10 protein-coding genes are annotated in these 21059 nt (G+C 61.1%); all 10 read right to left on the bottom strand.

Translation table 11 applies throughout. The features are described 5' to 3' along the window. Positions 1-5185, bottom strand: a 5185-nt coding sequence (locus tag ACILSI_RS20260; RefSeq protein WP_395723732.1) for a LamG-like jellyroll fold domain-containing protein, incomplete at its 3' end; no start/stop codon positions are given. Then, positions 5182-6570 (bottom strand): carboxypeptidase regulatory-like domain-containing protein, encoded by a 1389-nt coding sequence (locus ACILSI_RS20255; RefSeq protein ID WP_395723731.1) that lies wholly within the window; start codon positions 6568-6570, stop codon positions 5182-5184. The genes ACILSI_RS20260 and ACILSI_RS20255, both read right to left, overlap by 4 nt. A gap of 28 nt (positions 6571-6598) precedes the next feature. Next, the gene (locus ACILSI_RS20250) at positions 6599-7948 is read right to left on the bottom strand and encodes a metallophosphoesterase family protein (protein WP_395723730.1); all 1350 of its coding nucleotides are present in this window, start codon (positions 7946-7948) and stop codon (positions 6599-6601) included. A 20-nt stretch (positions 7949-7968) separates the two neighbouring features. After that, entirely contained in the window at positions 7969-9024 is a 1056-nt protein-coding gene (locus ACILSI_RS20245; protein ID WP_395723729.1) for an exo-alpha-sialidase, read from the bottom strand. 234 nt (positions 9025-9258) lie between these two features. Next, the gene (locus tag ACILSI_RS20240; protein ID WP_395723728.1) at positions 9259-12255 is read right to left on the bottom strand and encodes a right-handed parallel beta-helix repeat-containing protein; all 2997 of its coding nucleotides are present in this window, start codon (positions 12253-12255) and stop codon (positions 9259-9261) included. 33 nt (positions 12256-12288) lie between these two features. Continuing rightward, positions 12289-14526: a LamG domain-containing protein gene (locus tag ACILSI_RS20235; RefSeq protein WP_395723727.1), complete on the bottom strand. Its 2238-nt coding sequence runs from the start codon at positions 14524-14526 to the stop codon at positions 12289-12291. A 2-nt stretch (positions 14527-14528) separates the two neighbouring features. Next, positions 14529-15773 (bottom strand): exo-alpha-sialidase, encoded by a 1245-nt coding sequence (locus ACILSI_RS20230; RefSeq protein ID WP_395723726.1) that lies wholly within the window; start codon positions 15771-15773, stop codon positions 14529-14531. After that, positions 15770-16228 (bottom strand): FAD-dependent oxidoreductase, encoded by a 459-nt coding sequence (locus ACILSI_RS20225; protein WP_395723725.1) that lies wholly within the window; start codon positions 16226-16228, stop codon positions 15770-15772. The genes ACILSI_RS20230 and ACILSI_RS20225 overlap by 4 nt, the downstream gene beginning before the upstream one ends. Then, complete coding sequence (locus ACILSI_RS20220; protein ID WP_395723724.1) at positions 16225-18132, bottom strand: hypothetical protein; 1908 nt, start codon at positions 18130-18132, stop codon at positions 16225-16227. The genes ACILSI_RS20225 and ACILSI_RS20220 overlap by 4 nt, the downstream gene beginning before the upstream one ends. 297 nt (positions 18133-18429) lie before the next feature. Further along, the gene (locus tag ACILSI_RS20215; protein ID WP_395723723.1) at positions 18430-21057 is read right to left on the bottom strand and encodes an FAD-dependent oxidoreductase; all 2628 of its coding nucleotides are present in this window, start codon (positions 21055-21057) and stop codon (positions 18430-18432) included. Positions 21058-21059 lie beyond the last annotated feature (2 nt).

Raw genomic sequence — 21059 nt, 5'->3', positions numbered from 1 at the left:
TGGCGGTGAGGACCTTCATGGTCTTCGCTGGCGTGAGGGGCGACTTCTCGCTGGTCGCGTAGTGGATCAATCGCGAGAGGATCTCGCGGGCCATCGGTTCGTGCTCGGCGGCGGCGATGAGCGGGAGCTGGCAGAGGAGATACGAGCCTTTGCCTCGGTAACACTCCATCAACTGCACCCACTCCATGCCGATGGTGGAGCCGCTGTTGGCGAGCGCGGTGAAGGGACCGGAATCCGGCTTGGCATAAGCACCGCGACCGGTCACGCGAGCGGGTGCCCAGAAGTGCAAATCCCAATCCGTGATGCCCTTCAGGATGGGATGATCCCCCATCTGCACGAAGACCTGGCTGGACCATTCCTTCGGCTCGATTTTGGTCACCACGGGCAATCCCTGCGGTGTGACTTGCTGGGCAAGGATCACGACCCGACCACCGTCTTCGACAAACTTTTCCAGCCTGGCGACTTCGGCTGCATTGGCCTCGGTCAGGGCGTCTTCGCCGATGATGACGGCGCGGAGACTTAACCCTGTTGAATCGCCCACTGGACCCTGTTGAATCGTCAAGCCTTCGATCTTTGCCAAGTCCGCGATTGGGACGCTGCCCTTCAGAAGGGCGGAGGTCTTGCCACTCGGATCAAAGAGCGCGGTCCGTGACACAGACACTCCTGTCTGTGGCTTCTCATAGTCCGGGGAAGAAGAGGGGACAGACAGGCGTGTCTGTCTCACATCGACATCAATGTCGCGCTGCTCGGCATAGACGACGCTGCCGTTGGACTGCATCTGCATGTCGAGCGTGAAGGTGGTGCGCTTGTTCACGGCGGGTGCTTTGAAGTTCAGCGTGCCGCGTTTGAGATCACCGCTGGTCATTTGCTGCGCGTTTTCACCACGTGCGACGACCGCGCCATCGGGGGCGAGCAGTTTCCAGATGAACTTCACTTTGGCAGGCACAAAGAGGTCACTGTGCAGCGAGTAATCGCGACTGATCGTGCTGCCCGCGTAAGCGTGATGCACCATCTCCGGCATGATGAACTGCTGGAGCATCCAGCCGCGCCGTGACGGGCAGGTGCCGCCGTAGAAAGCGACCACGGCGCAGTTCAGGTCGCGATGGCCATCGAGGTTCTGTTTGTAAGACCACGCCGCCGGGCCGGAGTAGTGATCGACGGCCGCAGAAAGGATGTCTTCCTCGCCGATGAACTCGGTGGGGCCGGGAGGATTCATCCAGCCGACCTTCCAGAGGTGCTCGGTGTTCATGAGCAGCTTCTTACCCCACTCCACGGAGATGCCACGCGCGGGGCTGACGATGACGTGCTCACCCACTTTGAAGGTGTGGTCCAATTTGCGGAAGAAGAAGCGATCGGGCGCATAGGCGCGATGGTTGTCCATGCGATAGTCACCCTTGTAGGGGCTCAAATAGTGTCCGCTGAAGGCATAGTGAAGTTCAGAAAGATCTTCGTCGCCATTGTAAAACGTCCAGCGATTGGGGTCCTGCTTTTCGAGCACTTCGGTGAGGCTGCGGAGTCGTTTCGCGCCGAGCAGCGGGTCTTTGCCGCTGTAGTTGAGAAAGCCATACCACTCGTTGGAGAGATCCCACGCGATGATGCAGGGATGGTTCTGCAGTCGCTTCGCTCCCGCGAGCACATTGGCGCGGGCGGATTCCCAGAATACATCGCGATCGACATTGTGTTTGCTGGAGCTGTTATACACGCCGGCGAGGCCTGCGGAGGCGAGGAATCCGTTCTCGTCCATCCAATCGGGAATCGGTGCCCCGCGAGACATGGTGTAGTCCAGATCCGCGCCCCATGGGTGGGGTGTCGTCAGCGCCTTGGGTTTGATGGGGCCGCCATTGAGCATGATGCTGGCATTGTCGATCCAGGTTTCGCAAAAGCCGAAACGCTGACGCGCCAGGTCGAGCTTCTCGCCAGTAGCGGCATCGGTGACTTCGACCGCGAGCACATAGAGATAGGGATTGGCCGGGCTCCAGAGTTGCGGGTCGGCCCAGGGTTTGTTGAAGCTGAGCGGGACGGATTGATTGACGCCGACTTCGACTTCCTTCTGTCCGAGGTCGAGCACGACCTTCCGTGCATCCTGCACCGTGGCTTTGACGATGGCCCTGGTCTTCTTCGCACTGTGATTGCTTACCGAGAATGCGGCGCTGAATGCCTTCTTGCGGAAGGATGTGGTGACGAGCAAGTCCTCGGCCGCCACGGCGGGAGAGGCTTCGATATCCACATCACCGAGCAGGAGGCGGCCGAGGCTTTCGAAACCGGCTGCGGCATCGAGATACTGCGGACTGGCGACAGGCGCGGCGGGATTCACGTATTCCTGATTCATCACCGCGAGGAGGTCGCGCACGGTGATGAGGATCTCGTTTTTTCCAGGACGCAGTGCGCTGGTGATGTCCACGACCAGGGGCGTATTGCTGCCGCGCAAAAGGCCAACCCGCGTGCCATTCACATACGCTGCGGCCTCGGCTCCGGCCTTCTCGATCACGAGCCGGTAACTGCGCGGCGTCTTGTCATCGGGCATTTCAAAGCTGCGGCGGTAATACGCGCCGAATTGGCGCTGCGGCTCTTGCGCGAGTGCTTGAGAGATGGGAATCGGCACCGCTGCGGCTTCCCACTTCGCATCAGCGGGCGGCACGACATCGGGCACGAGTTTGTAGATGAAAGCGCGCTCCCAGGTGCCATTGAGCGACAGGGTGTGGTGCGGAGTTTTGAGCGGTTCCTTGAAGACGATCCGTTTTGCGTGACTGGTGTTCAGCGGGTCACGCCAGGCCACCGATTGCCGGTAGCCGGGGAACAACGAGATCGTGTCCATGGCGGGCCAACCGAGTTGCCTTGTGATGTCCGCTGCCGCGCCTTTGACCGATGATTTGATCGAATAGGCATGGTCGTCCTCGGTCACGGTGAACGGGATGCTCAGGGTGCGGCGCTCGTGCGCTTGCAGCGTGATGGACTGGGCCAGGCGGCCCGCGATTTGTCCGTAGTAGCCTTTGACCGTGCAGTCAAAATCCACCGTGACCGCCACCGGGAGGGGATTGGCCACCAGGCAGTGCGCGATGGCCTTTTCGTCCGCACCGCGCAGGAAACTGGCAGGCGAATCGGCGAGCTGCTCCTGTCCATGCCACATGTTGCGGCCGGGCAGGCGCTGGCCTTTTTCATTCACGAAATAACACAGCGTGTTGACCCGCAGCACGGTGTCCACGTTCTGCCAAAAGTCGTCGCCGAAGTGCAAAGGCGCGCGTCCGGCACCGATGACGGGCGCTGTGGTGTGCAGCAGGAGACGGGCGATGATCGCATCCTGACCGCCGCCGATGACCACTGCGATTTCATCGCCCGGCTTGAGCGACTCCGCCGCGAGCGAGCGAAACTCCGTGAACCATTTGCCCGGAGCCACCTGCACGGGATCGCTGGTGGAACCCGGCTGAATGACGCGGCCATTGAGGAACAGGTGGATGCGTTTGTAGGCCTGTGGTGACTCGATGACGCTGCCGTGGCGAGTCTCCTGCGATTCGTAGAGCAGGCCGATGTGATACTTGCCGCTCGGAATGGCGTCCATTTTCCAGCAGGCACCGCCATTGACGGGATCACCGAGTAGCCGACCAGATCCGCTTTCGCCGACCTGCACCGTGGTCAGGCCAGCAGCCGGTTTGTCCGCGAGCACCACGAACTTGCCATCGTTCACGAGCGGCTTGGCACGCATCGCTTCATAGACATAGTCGCCATTGGCATCGGGCTTGGTTTCAAACAGGCCTGCTTGAGTCGGCGGGAGTGATTGCAGAAGTTTGGCGCGCTCCGTGGCGAGTTGTTCCTGGGTCAGGAAGGGCTTGGCAGGTGCGGCGGAAAGAATCGGCGCTGGCGCTGGAGTCAGCGGCTTGGCCGTGGCTCCTTTCGGCAGGAAGGGCCCAAAGCGTTTGATCTTCGATACGCGAACGTCATCCACCGCGCCGGTCCAGGTGAGATGCCCATACATGCCGGAGCCGATGGAAAGACTCGTCGGCAGGCTTTTCCATTTCAGTGGCCCCTCAGTCTTTCGGCCATAGAGCACGCCGTCCACATACATGCGCATCGCCGAGGCATCCCAGGTCACGGCGACATGCATCCACTGTCCTTTCCTCATGCGGCGCAGGCTCACCTCGTTTGGCCCGAACACCGAGTTGTTGCGCCGAGTGTCGGCCCCATTTTTCCAGAGATCGGTTTCCCAGGCAAAGCCCAGCGTGATGTCGCTACCCGCTCGGAAATAAGCCAGCGCACCGCTCGCATTGTCCACCGAAAGAAAGTGCTGCTGCGGCGTGTCCCGCAGTCCCTTCTCCTTCCAATCGAGCTGCCCCACCTGGTCTGGCGAGAGATAGAACTCCAGGGTGCCTTCCTCCGGTATTTGGTCGAGCTTCAGCGGAATCATCGCCGAGTCCGGTGACTCGACGCGCAGTGCCCGGCCAAAGCGTCCCTCGTTGATGTAGTTGCTTTTGCCGGTGAGCTTGATGCTGGCGTCGTCCTTGTCGAAGTCCGCCAGCAGGATCGTGTCCGCATCGGCGATGTGCTTTTGCGTCAGCACCGCATCCGCGTCATAGGCAAAATCCAGCGGCGCGGAAATGTGCGCGTCATCCACCACGAGAGCATTCGTTTTATCCGAGGGATAAATCGACGCCGCAAAATCAATCACGCGGATGTGGCCGGGGATCTTCACCTTCTGCTCGATGAGCTGCCACTCGCCTTTCACCTCCCCCGCGACTTCGCCCAGCACCTGCGCTCCCTCCGGAGCCTGCCCCGATAGGTTCACGACGACCTTGCCCTTTCCCTTCGCCCAGATGCCCACGGAGTAAGTCGCCCCCGGCACCACCTCCAACGACGACCAGCGCACATCACCGCCATCGCCTGTCATCGCCAGCGCCGCCTTCCCGCCGTGTGCGTCCGCCGAGCGAGTCAACAAAGTCGTCCCCGCCAAACGCCACGACCACCGCACCGGAATCAGCGGATCCTTCGCATCCTCATAAGCCCCGCCCGCTTTCATCAAGCCCGGCAACCCCTCCGTGGCATAATGCGCCCACGACTCGAAGGAGCCATTGGTCATCAGATTTGTCTCCGCGCTGCCTTGCGCTGCCAGCGTATCGGCAAGAAAGAGCGAGGTGGCGATGAGGAGGGTGGTGAGTCGTGCAGTGTATTTCATGTCGTAAAATCGGATTCTCATTTTTCCAATGCCTGGCGCAAACTGACGGCTTCCAGCACGGTGTCGGGAGATTGTGAAGTGCGGATGCACACCTGCGCCCACGCGACTTCGGGTGAACCGGTGACCGCGACTTCTTTTGTCCCCAGGACGACGGGCGCGGAGTCGGTGGTGATGGAACCGCCATCGGGCTTGGCCTTGGTGCGGAGGAAGACTTGGGGGCCGTTCGCGTCCGCCGCCGTTGCCTTCCAGCGCGCGGTGAGGTGATACGTCACGCCGCTTTGCAGCGGGATCCATTCACCATCCCAATCCCGCACAGGCGTCTTCGCCGCCAGTTTGCCCGGAAGACTGCGCAGCGACCAATGATCGAACGCTTCTGCCGAAACCCAACGCACTGTGAACGTGCCATTGCGCACCAGATTGCCATCCGTGCCCTGCGAGAGATCCACCGGTTCGAGCGTGACAGTTGCCGCAGCGGCGAGACTCACCGGTTTCGCCTCCGAAACGCGACCGGGCGCGATGACCACGAGTCGATACTCTCCCGCAGGCAGATGGCGAAAAGTGAACGTGCCATCCGGCTCCGTGAGCGTGGAGTATGACGTGCCGAGCAGCACGACCTTCGCAGGCAGTCGAGACATCGTCGCGTGCTCGATCTTCGGGACGATGACTTTGCCCGTGAGCGTTGCGTCATCATCGTTGGCTTTCGCGGTGAGCACGCCGAGGGTGTGCAACAAGTCGGCGGTCACGCGCGCAGTCTCCAGCGCACTCTCCAACACCACCGGCTCCACCGCCGCGCGACGATCCCCGTCAACGTCGGCACGGCAGCGTTGCGCACGCTCCTTTGAAAACTCGATGAGACCCTGCATGCGCCGGAGGAAACCCGCCTCGGCGGAAGCGTCATCCGCCCCGAAGAGCTGCGGCTGATACCCGGGAAGGTGGATGAGCTTTTCATCCACCCAGCCCTCCATTTTGGAATGAGTCGGGCCGACGATTCTCGCCGCGTGCGGAGGGGAGCCGGTGTCCGTGGTGAAGTGCAGCAGCGAACCGATCCAACGCGAAGCATTGTGCGTGGATTCCGTCCGAATCGCCTGCAACGCACGGCGGAAATACGGCGAATAGGTCTGCTCCACCTCCGGGCAGAGGTGCTGGTAGTGCCGTGTGGCGGCGGGAAAGAGCAGGTAGTCGTCGGCATAGAAAACCTCGTCCGCCCGCACGAGCAACGACTGCCGGAAGTCGGCCATCCACGCATAGGGAGCGAGTCGTTTCGCATCGGGACCGAGCTGCCGCACCAGCGGATCATCGGCCCCCATCGCGTCGAGCGCCGCCTGCGCGATCTCAGTATGCGGCCCCCAGGCGAAGGCGTCCGCGGAGAGCAGGACGGCGCTGATAAGGGTAAGAGTGAGTTTCATAATGAGTGGGTGAATGGAATGAACCGTTCTATGCCGTCAGCGCGAAACCGCTTACCGCGCATTCGGTCATGCGCAGCGACAGCGTGCCTGCGTCGAGACAGCTTTGCGGGATGGTGAAGGTGACATACGAGCCGTTGCGCTCGGTTGAGTTCTCGATGGGTTGCCAGTCTTTGCCGTTGGCGGAAACCGACAAGCCGGTGGGTTTGTCGGAGATGGCGGCCATGAGGACGACGCAGCGTTTTGCTTTGCCTTTGGCGAGGCTGAGCGGGAACTCGTAGTCGAGCTGGCGCACATAGGTCCAATAGTTCAGGCACCACGCGGCCTTGGTCGTGCGGCAGTAAGGTTCATCGCCTTCACCGACGAGCACCTTCCACAGCAGGTCCGCCTGATTCTCGAAAGGCAAAACCAGAGGCTCTGCCTTTGCGGTCACCTCGGGTGCGGAAAGCGTGTAACCGGCGGCATCTCCGACGTGGCGGAAGATGCGGCCCACGAGTCGGCCTGCACTGAAGCACCAGAGCCAGTAGCCGGGATTCTCCTTGCCCCAGGAGGTGCGGTTGCCCGCAGTGATCCAGGCATTCATCACATTCTCGCCGCGCGGGATGGCAAACTGCTGGTCACGATTCTCGTGCTCATGCCCGCCGATGAGCCAGAGTTTGCCACGCGCTTCCGCAAAGGCCGCACGCACGGCGGAGGTGATGCCACGCTCGCGCACGAGGCTGCCCACGGAGGGCTGATGAACGGCGGTGATGAGCGTGCCGCCGGGGCGATGCAGCTTTTTCACCTGATCGCAAAACCACGCCTGTTGGGCATCGCCGAGCAGGCCGCAGCTCCCGCCATTGGCGATGATGAACGGCACGCCTTTGGTCTCGAACGCATGGGTCACCGGTGTGTCGCCATACACGCTGCGAAACAGTCCAAGGTCGTCCTCGCCGGGGTAGGTGTCGTGGTTGCCGAGCGTGAGCTTCACCGGAGCGAGCCGCGCGAGGTCTTCATAATGCGGCTTCATCGTGCGATACTCTTCCACGGCGATCTTGCGGTCGGCCTCGTTGGGAATGGTGCCGAAGCTGCGGGAGGCGGCGCAGATCAGATCTCCCACGATGCCGATAAAAGCCGGACGCGGATTCATCGGCGCGATTTCGGCGATCATCGGCGGCAGAATCTCCTCCGGCTTGCCGCCGCCGTAGTGAATGTCCGCCATCCAGAGCGCAGTGAAGCTGTCGCCTGCGTGCGGGTCAAAGCCGAGCTGTTTGTAAGCTTCCGCCAACGTGGCGGCGCGGCGTGGTTCGTTCACGACTGCCGCGAGGGAACGATGCAGCGGCGTGAGCGCGGTCGCACCGAGGGCGGCTCCGGTTTGATGCAGAAAATGGCGACGTTTCATAAATGGTTTGTGGTTTCTGGTTACTTCAAATCTTTGAGTGCGATACGCGTGACCATGATGTCTTCTTTGTTCACGGAATAGGCAACGTAGAGGGCGTCGTTCCAGACTCGGGCGTTGGGATACTGCCAGCCATTGGCTTTGTCTTTGCCCTTGAATCGCATCGCGGTCGGCTCGCCATGGATCATCCAGGCGCGGTCAAAGGTGATGCCATCGCGGCTCAGGGCGATGGTGAGGTGCGGGCGGGGTCGGTAGCCTTCTTTCCCATCCCCTGGATTGTTGATGATAAAGGTCGTGCCATCCGGCAGCGTGCCGGTGGCGTGGCGGGCCTGGGCATCGGGGAAATTGGTGATCTGAGGCACACTCCACGAGACGCCATTGTCACGGCTGGTGCTGGCGTAGAGGTAGCCGCTGATGTTGCGAAACGCGGAGACGATGACTCCATCGGGCCGCACAAACGGGCAGGGTTCGCTATAGTCGAAGACCGTCATTCCCCTCGGCTTTGATTCGGCGGGCGAGATGGTGGCATCCTTCCAGCCGGTCATGCCGAGTGGGTCATCGGTGTAGAGCATGCGCATGCGCACCTCATTGGCCGGGCGGCGGGCACCGACAAACTCACCCCCTCGGACGAGGCGTCCGCTGGGCAGACGCAGGGGGCTGTCAATGTAGAATCCGGAGACGAGCTTGACCTGCTCAGTCCAAATCACCCCATCGCGGGAGGTGCGGGCGAAAAGAGCGTTCTCTTCGCCGAGCATGTTGTTGGTGGGGTAGTCCAGGGTGGTGGTGTAGCCGGCGACGAGCGTATCGTTCGCCACATGGAATCCCGCGCCGATGCAGCGGTCCATTTTGCCCGGTGGCACGGCCAGCACCTGGGGCGGTGACCAGGTCTTGCCATCCGCACTGCGGGCATAGGCAATGCGTTGCGCCGGCCTGTCCTCGTGCAACTGCCCGCTCGACCAGGAGCAATACAACTGCTCCTGAAACACGCAAAGCCCGGCATGATGTGAGAAGCGATAGCCATAGCCGGTCTCATCCGTGGCGTGATAGATCTCGAAATGTTCACCAGGAATCGTTTTCAATCCCAGCGTTTGCCGATTTGAGAAATCAAACAGACCGTCCACGACCCGGAAGGGCGCGGCAGTGTCTTCCGCATGTGCCAGATGGCAAAGGCAGGAAAAGATGAGAAGACCAGCGTGAAGTGAACCGCGGAGTGAGAATGGTGATGGGGAGTGCATTGCTGGAGTGGTGGAGTGTTGAAAAAGTGGCTTCGGCCTCAGCCGAATCAGGGGTGGGCGGTGCGGCTAAAGCCGCAGCTACTTTGTTTCATCCAAGATCAACGTGGCCCAGCCGGAGGTGTCTTCGCTGTTTTTTTGGTCGGGGCTAACGCTCCAGCCCATGGTTTTGCGAGGGGCGTCGGACTTGGGGTCGTCAGAGTCGGCGATAAGAAGGGAGAGTTTGATGGGGCGATCACGTTGCCATTGCTGGGCAGGGAAATTTTTCTCCGTGAGCGGGATCATCATCTCGATGGTGTAACCCGTGGCGGTGACGGTGGTGGCGGCGACGACACCCTGGATGCTGCCGGAGGCTTTGCCGTTGGGGCGCAGGATCGGTTTGCCATCGGCGGCGGGGCTGATGGTGGCGTCGTAGGTGCCCAGGTTGAGTTCTTTCTGCCACTGCATGTCAGGGGCGCGGCCATCGAGAGAGAGGGAGACGGCGTCGCACTTGTCGAACTGCACGGTGCCCCATTCGTTGGTGTTGCCGGAGGCGGAAATGACTTTGTCGTCGTGCACGACGACGGCGAGGTGGAGGGCGTCCTTTTTCCAGGCGGCGTAGAGGCGGGCACTGAGGTCGCCGGGGCCTTTCCAGGCATCTTTCGGACCGGCGAGGTATTGGCTGCCGTCGTTGATGGTGGCGATGGGCACGGCGTCCTTGGCGATGCTGCCCCAATCGTCAAGCTGGCCGTCGATCTGAATGTCGCTGGTGAGGTGGGGCACTTTGCTATCGCCCGAGCCGGTGGTGAAGACGGCGGTGCGGCGGATGCGGGCGTCACCAAGCGTGGCATTCATACGGATCATGCCGGTGCCACGGCTCACGCTGCCATCGGGGACGAGGGTGAGTTTGACTTCGATTTTTTCGCCGACCGCGATTTCCTTCTCGATGCTGGCGGGAGTGATCGTGAAGCCTGTGGTGGCTTTGAATGCGGCCTTCAGTGTGGTGCCGGCCCTGCCTTCATTCACAAAGGTGGCGGTGGCGGCGATGGGCTGCCCGGCGATGTTGAAAGCGGGTAACTGGATGATGCCGGAGGGCGACTCGACAAACTTCTCGCCAATGCCGCGAAGGTAGGTGGGATTGTAGGTGACGAGCACATCGACACTGCCATCAGCGAGCGACAAGTTCTTTTGGGCGAGATAGCCGTTTTCCATGATTACCTGCGCTTGATCGAGCCGCAGACGCACATAGCAGCGCTCGGCGGGCTGCGTGGTCCAGAGGGCGAGGGTGCGCTGGCCCTCATGCTCGAATACAGCGGCTCGCACGCGTTTGTCGCTCAGTTTCACCGGCTCGACGAAAGGTGAGCGCAGCATTCGGCCCATCGCGATTTGGGCCATGGGACTGCTGTAAAACTGCTGGCGCACGTTGTCATCGCGCACCCCGGCGGGATTGAAAATGGAGCGCATCTTGATGTCCCAGTCCTTGCGGCAGGCCTGCGCCCAATCCGGCAGCTTGGTGGCGGGATCGCGCGGATTTGCGATTTGCGAGTGCTCGTCGCGTGCGGAGGCCTTGCGCCACGCTTCCAGGCTTTCGTAGGGGTTCGTGTAGCCCACGCTGAAGAGCTGTTTCTCCGATGCCGCCCAGTAGGTGTTATAGTCGGAAAAGCTATTGACGAAGGCATCTGTCGGCGAGGGCTTGCGGTAGTCGCGCTGCTCCATCATCGCGATGCCGTTGTCGAAGATGAGATTTTCCCAGATGACGCAGTTGTTGTTGAGCGTGGCTTTCGGCGCGACGTAGTTTTTGAGGAAGCCCGCATCCCACAGCACGGCGCGGTGGCGGCTGAGTCCCGGCACCTCGGCCATGCGGACGATGGCACTGGGATACCACTTTTGATCGTGGTCATTGGGCCGCGTGTAGTTGCCGGACAGGCTGATGCCGATGGCGTTGTTGAAGATGATATTTCGACGAATGACCATGCCGGGGCCGTTGCTGACGCCGATGCCGGACTCGGACGTGTTGTAACAGATGTTGTCCTGGATCACCTCGTCCCAATTGATTTCGGAAAAAAGGGATCGCGCGGAGTTGTCGTGACAGATGTTCTTTTCGTAAATCGTGCCGGTGGCGGCCGCATCCGTCCACAGTCCGGGGCCATAGTTGTAGGCGAAAACATTGCCAGCGTAACGGCAGTCGATGGTGCAGGAGAACTTCGAGCCACCACCCTCCATGCCCCATTCAAAGCTCCGCCAGTTGTGGTAACGCACTGTATTGCCTTCGAAAAGCAGGTCTACATTGAAGCCGCCACCCACGCCATCGCAGCCCGCCCACTCGATCAGGTTGTTGCGCACGATGCAGGCATTGCTGTTGGTCACCTTCACGCCGCCGTAGGAGGTCCAGCGGACATGGTTGTCCTCCACCAGCCAGCGCTGGCCGGTGGCGAGGATGGGGCCATGACCGCGAAACCAGTTGGCAGTGTGCTGGAGCGTGAAGCCCTGCAAATGAATGTCATCGATCGGTTTTTCAGCAGCGAAGAGGCCCTCGCGGCAGGCATATTCCAGCGCCACTTTGGTGATGTCCTCATCCTCCGGCAGCGCCACGTGCACGCGCTGGTTTTTCATGTCCAGATAAAAGCTCCCGGGAATCAAGCGGTCCGGTGTCTCTGCACGCTCCAGCGGCAGACCATTGAGATAAACCCACTGCGGATTGCCTCCCAGATAAGCGACCGGATGCACCTTCGCGGTGGGATAGGAATACACGTCCGCGCCCTCATCCTGCGGATCACGCAACACATCAGCACCGCTAATGATGGCCTGATGTTTCGTCTCGCTCTGAAAGACGATGGGCTTCCCCGCCATGCCTGAGTTCGTCAGCTTCACCGACTCCCGATAGATCCCTGGTGCCACGATGACCGTGTCTCCCGCCTGCGCGATCTTCGCCGCCGCCGAGATCGTCTTCAAAGGAGCCTCACGCGTGCCTGCGGCTGTGTCTGCGGACTGCGGATGTTGCTGGCTGACGTAGAACTCGCGCGCTTGGACGGAGAGGGCGGCGAGGAGGGTGAGGAGCACAAATGCGCACTGGATGGGGACGGGAAGGCGGGAAGGCATGAGAGGACCCTTGGTGTTCATTGAAAGTCTTTTCTACGGTTTCTGGCCGAAGCGGATGGCATAGAGATCGGCATCCTTGAGTTCGAAGCGCAGTTTGACCGGCTTGCCGACCAGGGACTTCAGCTCCGTGCGGCCCCGCCAGGAAAAAGGCCGCTCGATGTCGTCGCCGTAGATCAGATCCGAGTCCGCGAGGGAGAAGCCCGGCAACGGGTGCCCTTGCTCATCCTGCAGCTCGCACCGCACACTGCCCGCTGCGGAGGTGGAATAGTTCACCAGCAACTGAACCTCGCCCCATTCGATGCCTCCGGGCGGGAGTTCGGTGTCGGAACTGCCATCCGCAGACAAATGGTCTCTCACGCGGCGACCGACATTCGGGTCCTCTTCCATGGAGTAGAGCACCCCTTTGTCTTTGCCGGGATCCACTGCGGTCAGGGCTCCGTCTTTGGCCATGCGGGCGATCTCTTCTTCGCTGAGGACCCGGCGCAGCACCAGAATGTCGTCCACCATCGCGTCATGGTGGTCACCGGCAAAGGGACGCTCAAAATGCAGGGGACCGGGATAACCTTCCCCGAAGCGGAGCTTGTCTGCCATGGAAAGGGCTCCCGCGCCCTTTCTCCCGCCCGTGCCCACTTTCCTGCCGTCCACATAGATGGTGACCTCGCCATCGTCCCAGGTGGCGGCGAGGTGATGCACTTTCTTGTCCCACAGGCTGCCGCCCACTTTGGATCGCGGAACGACGGTCTCCATCCCGGAATAGATGAAGCGGATGGCGGGCCCATCAGGCACGCTGTAAACGGCAGCATCAAACACCAGTTTCCGATCCCCTTCCTTGAGCTGGCCCCCATCGTAGGCGGCGAAGAACCGGCGGCCGGTCATCGCCGAGATCCCTCTCACGTGGACGGCGAAAGTCACCTGGCTGCCGAGTTCCTGAGCGGAGGGAATCGGCAGGACGGCCGGCTCTTTGAAAACGAGAGCAGCCTTGCCGATGATGGGCTTCTCCTCCGTGCGCACGATCGGATCTGCCGGACGCACCGGCTCGGGCTGGGACTTTTCCGGTGCCGCGAACACCAGCGGTTTCGTGAGCAGTTCACCGCCGCGCATGGGGGCATTGACCGAGACGAAACCGTCGAGCCGCATGGTGAAACGCCGCAGTTTGACGGACATGGTCTCATAGTAGCCTTCCGTGGAGTAGAGGGACAGTTCCCTCGGACAACCAGGGATGCTGCCCGCCGTCTCCACGATGCCCCAGGCCGTCATGTTGTTGCGGTTGAACCAACGCTCCCGGTTTTGACCGGGCCGGATAAAGGCCTCTGTCCAGCGCTTGAACACGCGCCCGTCCCGGCTGCTCATGAACACGCCATCCGAAAGGCCTTCCATCTTGTTGCCGGGAATCCAGCGGAACGGCAGCAACCGCTTCGGAAACCCCAGGAAGAGGTGCGGTGCCCGATGGTAGGCCACGATCTGGCTGGTGTAGAGGTCCTCCGGCGGCGATCCCGGATACTCGAGCGTGACCGGCGGCTCCGTCCAGTTCAAGAAGTCCGTGGAGGTGGAGGTCATGATGTCGCGCACCTCCATGTCCGAGCCCGGATAAATCTGATACCAGCGATGAAACTCGACGTAGCGCTGCCGCACGGTGTCCCAGAAAGCCAGGTTTTGGGAGTCGAAGTGCCCCTTGGTGATGAGCGGTTTGTCTCCCATCCTGGCCCAGCGGATGCCGTCCACGGACTTGAAGGCACCCAGACTGCCCGGCGGATCGTTCTTGCAGTGCACCGCAAACGCCTTGTAGGGCGCGTCCGGCGCGGAGTTGGGGTTCGCGTCTTTGAAGGGGGCGAATGACTCCGTTCCTTCCCCCATTAGGATGATGTTGTTGTCCTTGGATCCCTTGAACTCGAAGAGCCCCAGCTTCGGCTTGACCCAGTGGACTCCGTCCCGGCTTTCGGCGTAGCAGTAGATGTGGTAGCCCCACCCGCCGCGGTAATACAGCCGGTATAGCTCGCCATCTTTGAAGACCGTGTGGTAGGCGCAGGTGCTACCCTCCCACGGCTCGTCGTGGTTGATGGCGATCTCCTGCGGAACCGGCGGGTGCAGCACCAGTTGCGCGCCATCCAGCTTGTCAATGAGGTGGTCGTCGAGGAACAGCTCGCGCTGCCGGCCGATGTCGATGACCGGCTTTTCATCGGCGAGGCACATCCCTCCCTGAGCCGCCATCGTGATCGAGGCGATGCCCATGGCGAGCCGACGGCCGACGCGGAGTGTGAGTCGAAGCGTCATGGTTAATCTATGGTCAATGAAGCCACGGGGATGCGCGCGAGCCAGCAGTGACGTTTGTCCTGCGAGAACGTTACGAAGAGCACACCGTCCTTCTCGACGGCTTCGGGATAGGCCCATTCATGCATTGTGGCCTGGCTCGCGGGTTCCGTGCCGGGCAGCCCTTTGGTCGCTTCGGGATCGTTCTTTTCGTTCCGCTCCACCGCCTCGCCCAGCCGCTTGAGTTCGGGCAGCAGTTCAGGCGGATTACCCTCGATGATCTTCCAGACTTTACGCAGGGGAGTGAGTTCTCCAGCCCGCGTCACGGCAATCAAGAGAGCGTTACGCCGAAGCCCCAACGCCGTCAGGCGTGCGTTGTAGATGAGGTAATGCTGCCCCGTGCTGAGCGTGCCGCCGAACGGCTTGCTGCGCGACATGGGTAGATTGCTCTCGATCGCCGCCGGAAAGGTGCCACCCGCGTCAGTGCTGAGGGACGCCAGTGCCAGCCCGACCCGTCCGCGGGTGACCGCCAGCACCCGGCCGTCCTGAATCAAGAGGCAGGTTTCCGGACAGGTCATCGGCTTGTATTCCGCATCCGGCGTTTCGATTTTTATCAGCCGCCAGCGACGTAAATCATCCCCCTCGCTGATCGCCACCGCAGCGTGTCGCGAGAGATCGGTATGCCCGCCGATGATCCAATTGCCATTGGTCATTCGTTGCGGTTGCACAAACGGAATGAAGTTCGCGAGCGTTAGCCCGGTGGCCAGTGGTGTGAAAGTCTGCTTCTCCGGCAACCATTGCCACACCTCCATGCCCAACCCGCTTTTTCCGATATTCTGGCGGCAGCGGCCGACGAAGGCCCAAAGTTTGCCCTGATGCGAGAGCATCGGCGCGACCTCGGCCCTCAGCCCGCCGTCCAAGCCCGGCGCAAGGACGCCGACAGGCGACCAGGTCATCCCACTGTCGGCGCTTCGCCGGAAACGCACCATTTGCGCCGTCTCACACTCGACGCGCGGGGCGCTGCTGAAACTGACAAACAGGTCATTGCTGTGAAAGACGAGTCGGGGTTCGTGCAGGAAGAGAAAGTCCGCGGTCTGTTCATGGACCAGTGAAAACTTAACGCCCTTCACAGGCGGGATACTTTCGACACTGGGATGACGGCTCTGCTCGTCCCAAAGCGCGGGCAAAAGGTTGTTGTCAGCGGCGATGAGACTTGCAGTGAGGCCAGTCAGAAGGGCAACCGCTGGCAGGAGGGTGTGTCGAATGGTCATGGTTTCTGAAATGGAACAGCGGCCTCACGTAAACGTCTTTGCAGCTCGGAGGCATTCACGCGCTGCACGGTCGTTTTGTCTTTCTGCGCCATCGCTGCCGCAGCACCGGCGGCTTGGCCGAGCATCATCCAGGTGGGCTCGACGCGGAGGGAGTTGAAGGCCACGCGGGAACTGCTGAGGCCGCAGGTGACGAGCAGGTTGTCGCACTCGGTGGCCTTCGGTGTGAGGGCGCGATAGGGGATCTCGTAAATCGGCGGGATGACGAGATAGCCGCCTTCATTGATGACCTCTTTGCCGTCGGGTGTGGCGAGGCGGCGGACGACGTGCGAGTCCACCGGGAAGCAGCCGAGGGCGATGGCGTTGGGCTTGGTGAGGTCGTCAAAGAGATCACGCTGGGTCATGACGAAGTCGCTGATCATGCGGCGGCCCTCGCGGGTCGGTTGGGGTTCGATCATAGCGCAGATAACCTCTCTACCAACTCTTTGTGCTCCCGTTGGCTGAGATCGCGATCAAACACCAAGACCGCCGCAAGCCTGCCATTCCAACCGCAATTCCTGCCGGATTGGTTCATCAGATTGAAAAGCCTGCCTGCAGCATCTGTCGCGCCACTTTTCACGCGTAGCGCATAAACCTGCCAGCCCGCGGTGATGCTGTCCGTCTCCGCTCCAGGCAAAAGGCCCTTCCACGAATGGTTATGGGATAGCGGGTGGATGCGCCTCCAGTGGTTCGTATCGTCAATCTGAAGGGTATTGACCACCACGGCCTGTCCGGCGCCAGACCCTGTGGCGTGGGAGCAGGCGATGTAGATCGCCGCCGTGTTCAGCGTTTGCAACGTGGCCTCCGCACCGTCGAAAACCAGGCGCTTGCCGGAGCCTCCCGTGTTTTCGAGCGCTGGTTTGCCGGTGCTGCTGCCCGTAGGCAACAACGCGAGAGACTGACCGGGCGGCGTAATCCAACGCAAACCCGAAATAGGACATTTCAAATTCAGTCCGTTTGATCCGTCACTTTCCGCATTGGACGCGAGAAGCATGAGTTTCAAGCCTGTCATGTCCCCCAAGTTCTTTGGAACCGCCGGAGGAACCGCACGACTGCCCTTGAAATCGCCACGAGTGGTTTTCCCGACACCAGCGCCGATGTGCGTGAACCAGACCGAACTGCGGGTGCCAACGCCCGCTCGAGTCGGCATGGGGTATTTGGGGTTCTTGTTATTCGATGTCCCGTGCTCTGCCGCGTCTGTGGAGATCAGAATCCCGAATAAATCGCCACCGAGAGGAACAAAGCCATTATACATGTGCTTTTCCAAATCGTCGGCGGCAGGATAATCCGCACGGCGCACTCCGATGATCGGGGAGTCATCCGCGCCATTGACACGTTGCCACGGGCCGCCAAGAGACTCCGCATAGCACACTCTCATGACGAGATCGATGGCCCCGGAGGTGTCCCCGTCTGCGTTACCCCGCCCGACATGCAAGTATCTTCCGCTTTCCGTGCGCCAGACTTGTGGCTGGGTTTGCGACCACTTGGGAGGCAACCAGGAGGCGATTTCCCATGTCCACTCGCTGGGCGGCGATGCAGCTTGAGCGGCGGCAATCTTGAACACTTTCATCCCCACCGCTTCGTTGTGGCGGATAACGACACGCAACGTGTCATCATCCGATTTCACAGGACCAAGAAAGCACGCTTCGGTTCCACCTGATGTTGTGATGATTCCTGTGATCCATGGAGTGTTTCCAGCAACCAGGTCCCCCACTGCAGCGCGGGCGACAGTCACACCGGCGTTTCCGTAGAAGGTAACCCAACACTGTCCCTGCCACACAACCGGTTCGCCAGCGGCTACGCTGTGATGTGTTCCTCCCGCGTGGAATGGGAAGGGGGCAGGCTCGCTCCAGGTTTTCCCAAGATCGTGAGAGATTGCCCACCTTCCCCTGTATCCGGTGATGTCGTGGATGTTCCCGGTGTCTACCATCGTGTAGGTATCCAGCGCGATCCCCAAGACCTGACCGCCTAAATGCACAAGACCGCCGTAGTAATACGAGCGATCCCCAATTGCCAGCGCATCAGCGTGATTTGGTTTTGAACACCGGAACCTGTAAATTTCCGTCCAGTTCCGGCCCGTCAAGTCGGACTTCGCAATCACCATGTCGCCTCTTTTAGAAAGGTGCCCTCCATGCCCGCCCGGAACACTTGTGGCCGTCATCCATGACCCGATGAGCTGATCTTCCACCCGGATCAGCGACGGAAATGCATGGTAGTTTCTGGTCGCGTAGGGCTCCGCGACGCCGCAAACCTTGTCCATGTCCGCCACCGTGGTGATGTCCGCATCGAAAAGGAATTGATTTCCGCCGAATGTGCCGGTCATGTCACGGGTCCTATTCTCCAAGTCGGATCTACTCTGTTGGCCTTCGACACGTTGTGTGATCCCGGACACGAGCAGCAACCCCAGGGCGCAGAGCATGCCGATGGCGGGCGGTTGGAACGGGCGGAGGGGCCTCATGGTCGGCTTACTGAACTGATAGGAAATTTCTTTTTCACGCCTTTTTGTTTGAGCCGTCGGACCGGTTGGGATTGACGGGGGTGTAGCACCGTGGCGAGCAGAGCGAGAAGGAGTGTGAGTCTGAGTCATCATGGAGTGGTGGAGTGGTGGAGTGGTGGAGTGTCACGGTTTCCGAAACGGCACGGAGGCTTGTTTCAAACCCCTTTGAAGTTCAACTGCATTCACGCGCTGCACGGTCGTTTTGTCTATCAGCGTCATCGCGGCGGCGGTGCCGGCGGCTTGGCCGAGCATCATCCATGTGGGCTCCACGCGGAGGGAGTTGAAGGCGACGCGAGAACTGCTCAGGGCGCTGGTGACGAGGAGATTGTCGCACTCGGCGGCCTTTGGCACGAGGGCGCGGTAGGGGATCTCGTAAATGGGCGGGATGACGAGATAACCGCCTTCATTGATGACCTCCTTGCCATCCGGTGTGGCGAGGCGGCGCACGACATGCGAGTCCACCGGGAAGCAGCCGAGAGCGATGGCGTCGGGCTTGGAGATGTCGTCAAAGAGATCGCGCTGAGTCATGACGAAGTCGCTGATCATGCGGCGGCCCTCGCGGGCGTAAAGGTCGTAGGGCCAGAGGGCGTTGTCGGTGAATTCATCCTTTGGCAGGCCCCACTGTTGGATGTTTTGCCGGATGGACTCGGGCACGGACGCATCGGTGCGCAGGAACCAGAGCATGCGGTGGGTGTAGCCGCGATGCGTTTCCCAAATCCGGCGGCGCTCCTTCGGCGTGGCGGCGGGATAGGCATCCGCACCGCCTGCGAGGCCCCAGTGCAGCAGGTAGTTCACGCCGTCATTCATCTTTGCCTTGTCGCCGGGAACACCGCCGCCGAAGCCAAATTTGGCGTCATTGCCGAGACGGGTGATCTCGCGTCGGAGTAGCTCGAACTCGGCGGGATCGTAGTTTTGCGGCGCGGTGAGTTCCACGCGATTGGCGGGGTCTTTGGTGAGGCAGGCGTAAAGATTGGCGCATTGCAGGTGCGTGTCGCCATCGCCTTCACGCACATCGGTGGTGAGTCCCTGCACATGCGGAAGTAGCGTTTTTCCATCCGCTGCGAGACCGCTGATGGGGCTGCTCATCACAGGCAGGTCAATGGGGCCGGGTGGATTGACGAGCTTCAAGAGCACCCCGGCGAGCGATTCGCCATACTGAGCGCGGGACTCACGACCGATGGTGAAACTCACGCCAGCGACCGGCAGCAGATCGCCATAGTAGGTGGCGTCAATGAACACGGGAGCCTCGATGCGGCCACGGTAGTTGGAATAGATTCGCACGAGATGCGCATCCTTCTTGTCGGCACGCACAGGCTTAAAACGATCTGCAAAGACCACGCCCTCGGCTTTGAGCCAATCACTGAGGATCTGCTCCATCACATGCGGCTCCGGCGTGGCGGTCTTTTTGCCGTAGTGAGCATCCACTTTCGCCCGCAGCTCAGTCCACAGTCCGCCGACACTCTCCGGCTTCATGCGGTCGATCTCGCCAAAGCCAATCGTCTCGGCAAAACGTCCGCCCACATGCATGGAGGCATCCGCCAGCACCACATGCTGGATGCCCGCACGCCGCGCCGAGATCGACGCTGCGATGCCCGATGGTGTGGCACCGAAAACGGCCACGTCATACGGCTGCGTGATGGGATTTCGCCCCGTCGCCTGATTCACGATGACACGCTGCCGCGCCCGCTCATCGAAGGTCCCGCGCTGCACATCGTCCTCGTGAAAAACGGTCATGAGGACCTGCTTCTCGACGCCCTTGCGATTGTAGTCATAGATGAGGCGAATCTCGCCGGGCGGCCCCTCTACGGCATCGGGATACGACACGCCACCGCGTTCATCGATGAGCAAACCCTTGCCCCAAGTGATGCCATCATCCTCTGAGAGATACGCCGTGAGATGCGAGCGCACCGTGCCCGCGTGCCGCACCATCAGCAGCCGCCCGCTGGCCAGTCTGCGGATGAAAAATCGCGACTCCGCATGCGTGATGGCCGATGGAGCGACATTCGTCCACGTCTTGCCGCGATCTTTGGAAAACGATTCCCCCAGCCCGTAACCCGTGCGCACCGGCATCCACAGCGAGCCGTCTTTTCGCTCGACGATCATGTTCTCGTCGCCGTTGCGGTCCTCGTATTTCGGGATCGTCGCACTGCCGAACTCCGTAAAAGTCGCGCCCTGATCCGTGGAGCGCAGGATGCGGGAGCTGCGTTCATCGCGCCAGATACATGTCGGCATCAGCCACTCGCCGGAGCTGAGCACCGTAGGCTTGTTCAACATCACGCCTGCGCTGAGGTGACGCGGCTGTGACCACACCGGATTCTCTGCGGACGCGTCCTCCGTCATGATAGCGAAGTTGTGCATCGAGGCGTTGTCCTTCTGGCTCCAAAACAACCACAGCCGCCCCTTCGGATCATGCCACAGGCAAGGATCAAACGCCCGCACTGGCCCCGGCCCATCGGGATCGATCACCAGCTTCAACGGCGACCAGGAACGCCCGTCATCCGCGCTCGTGCCCAGCATTACATAGTGGTGATGATCCTCATTGATCCCACCCCCATACCAAGCCGCCCACAGCCGCCCATTGCCCGCCCGCTCGATGCTCGGAATGCCCTGATGCATGCGCCGGTCATCCGCATACTCCGCCTTGGGTGATAAATCCGGCAGCGTGGCTTTCCGTGCACCGGTTTCGTCAGCAGCGTTGAGTGAGGCTGCGAGGCTGAGGAGGATGGTGAAGAGTGTGCGGTAAGGGGTCATGG

Origin of the sequence: Prosthecobacter sp. (assembly GCF_044232965.1) — a bacterium.
Lineage (GTDB): Bacteria > Verrucomicrobiota > Verrucomicrobiia > Verrucomicrobiales > Verrucomicrobiaceae > Prosthecobacter.
The sequence above is the reverse complement of the archived record's forward strand: the minus strand, read 5'-3'. Positions and strand labels throughout refer to the sequence as shown.

Coding starts and splice junctions, on each gene's coding strand:
- ACILSI_RS20220 (WP_395723724.1), bottom strand. CDS start 18,132: ATGACCGGCACATTCGGCGGAAATCAATTCCTTTTCGATGCGGACATC.
- ACILSI_RS20250 (WP_395723730.1), bottom strand. CDS start 7,948: ATGAAACGTCGCCATTTTCTGCATCAAACCGGAGCCGCCCTCGGTGCG.
- ACILSI_RS20215 (WP_395723723.1), bottom strand. CDS start 21,057: ATGACCCCTTACCGCACACTCTTCACCATCCTCCTCAGCCTCGCAGCC.
- ACILSI_RS20230 (WP_395723726.1), bottom strand. CDS start 15,773: ATGACCATTCGACACACCCTCCTGCCAGCGGTTGCCCTTCTGACTGGC.
- ACILSI_RS20240 (WP_395723728.1), bottom strand. CDS start 12,255: ATGCCTTCCCGCCTTCCCGTCCCCATCCAGTGCGCATTTGTGCTCCTC.
- ACILSI_RS20235 (WP_395723727.1), bottom strand. CDS start 14,526: ATGACGCTTCGACTCACACTCCGCGTCGGCCGTCGGCTCGCCATGGGC.
- ACILSI_RS20225 (WP_395723725.1), bottom strand. CDS start 16,228: ATGATCGAACCCCAACCGACCCGCGAGGGCCGCCGCATGATCAGCGAC.
- ACILSI_RS20255 (WP_395723731.1), bottom strand. CDS start 6,570: ATGAAACTCACTCTTACCCTTATCAGCGCCGTCCTGCTCTCCGCGGAC.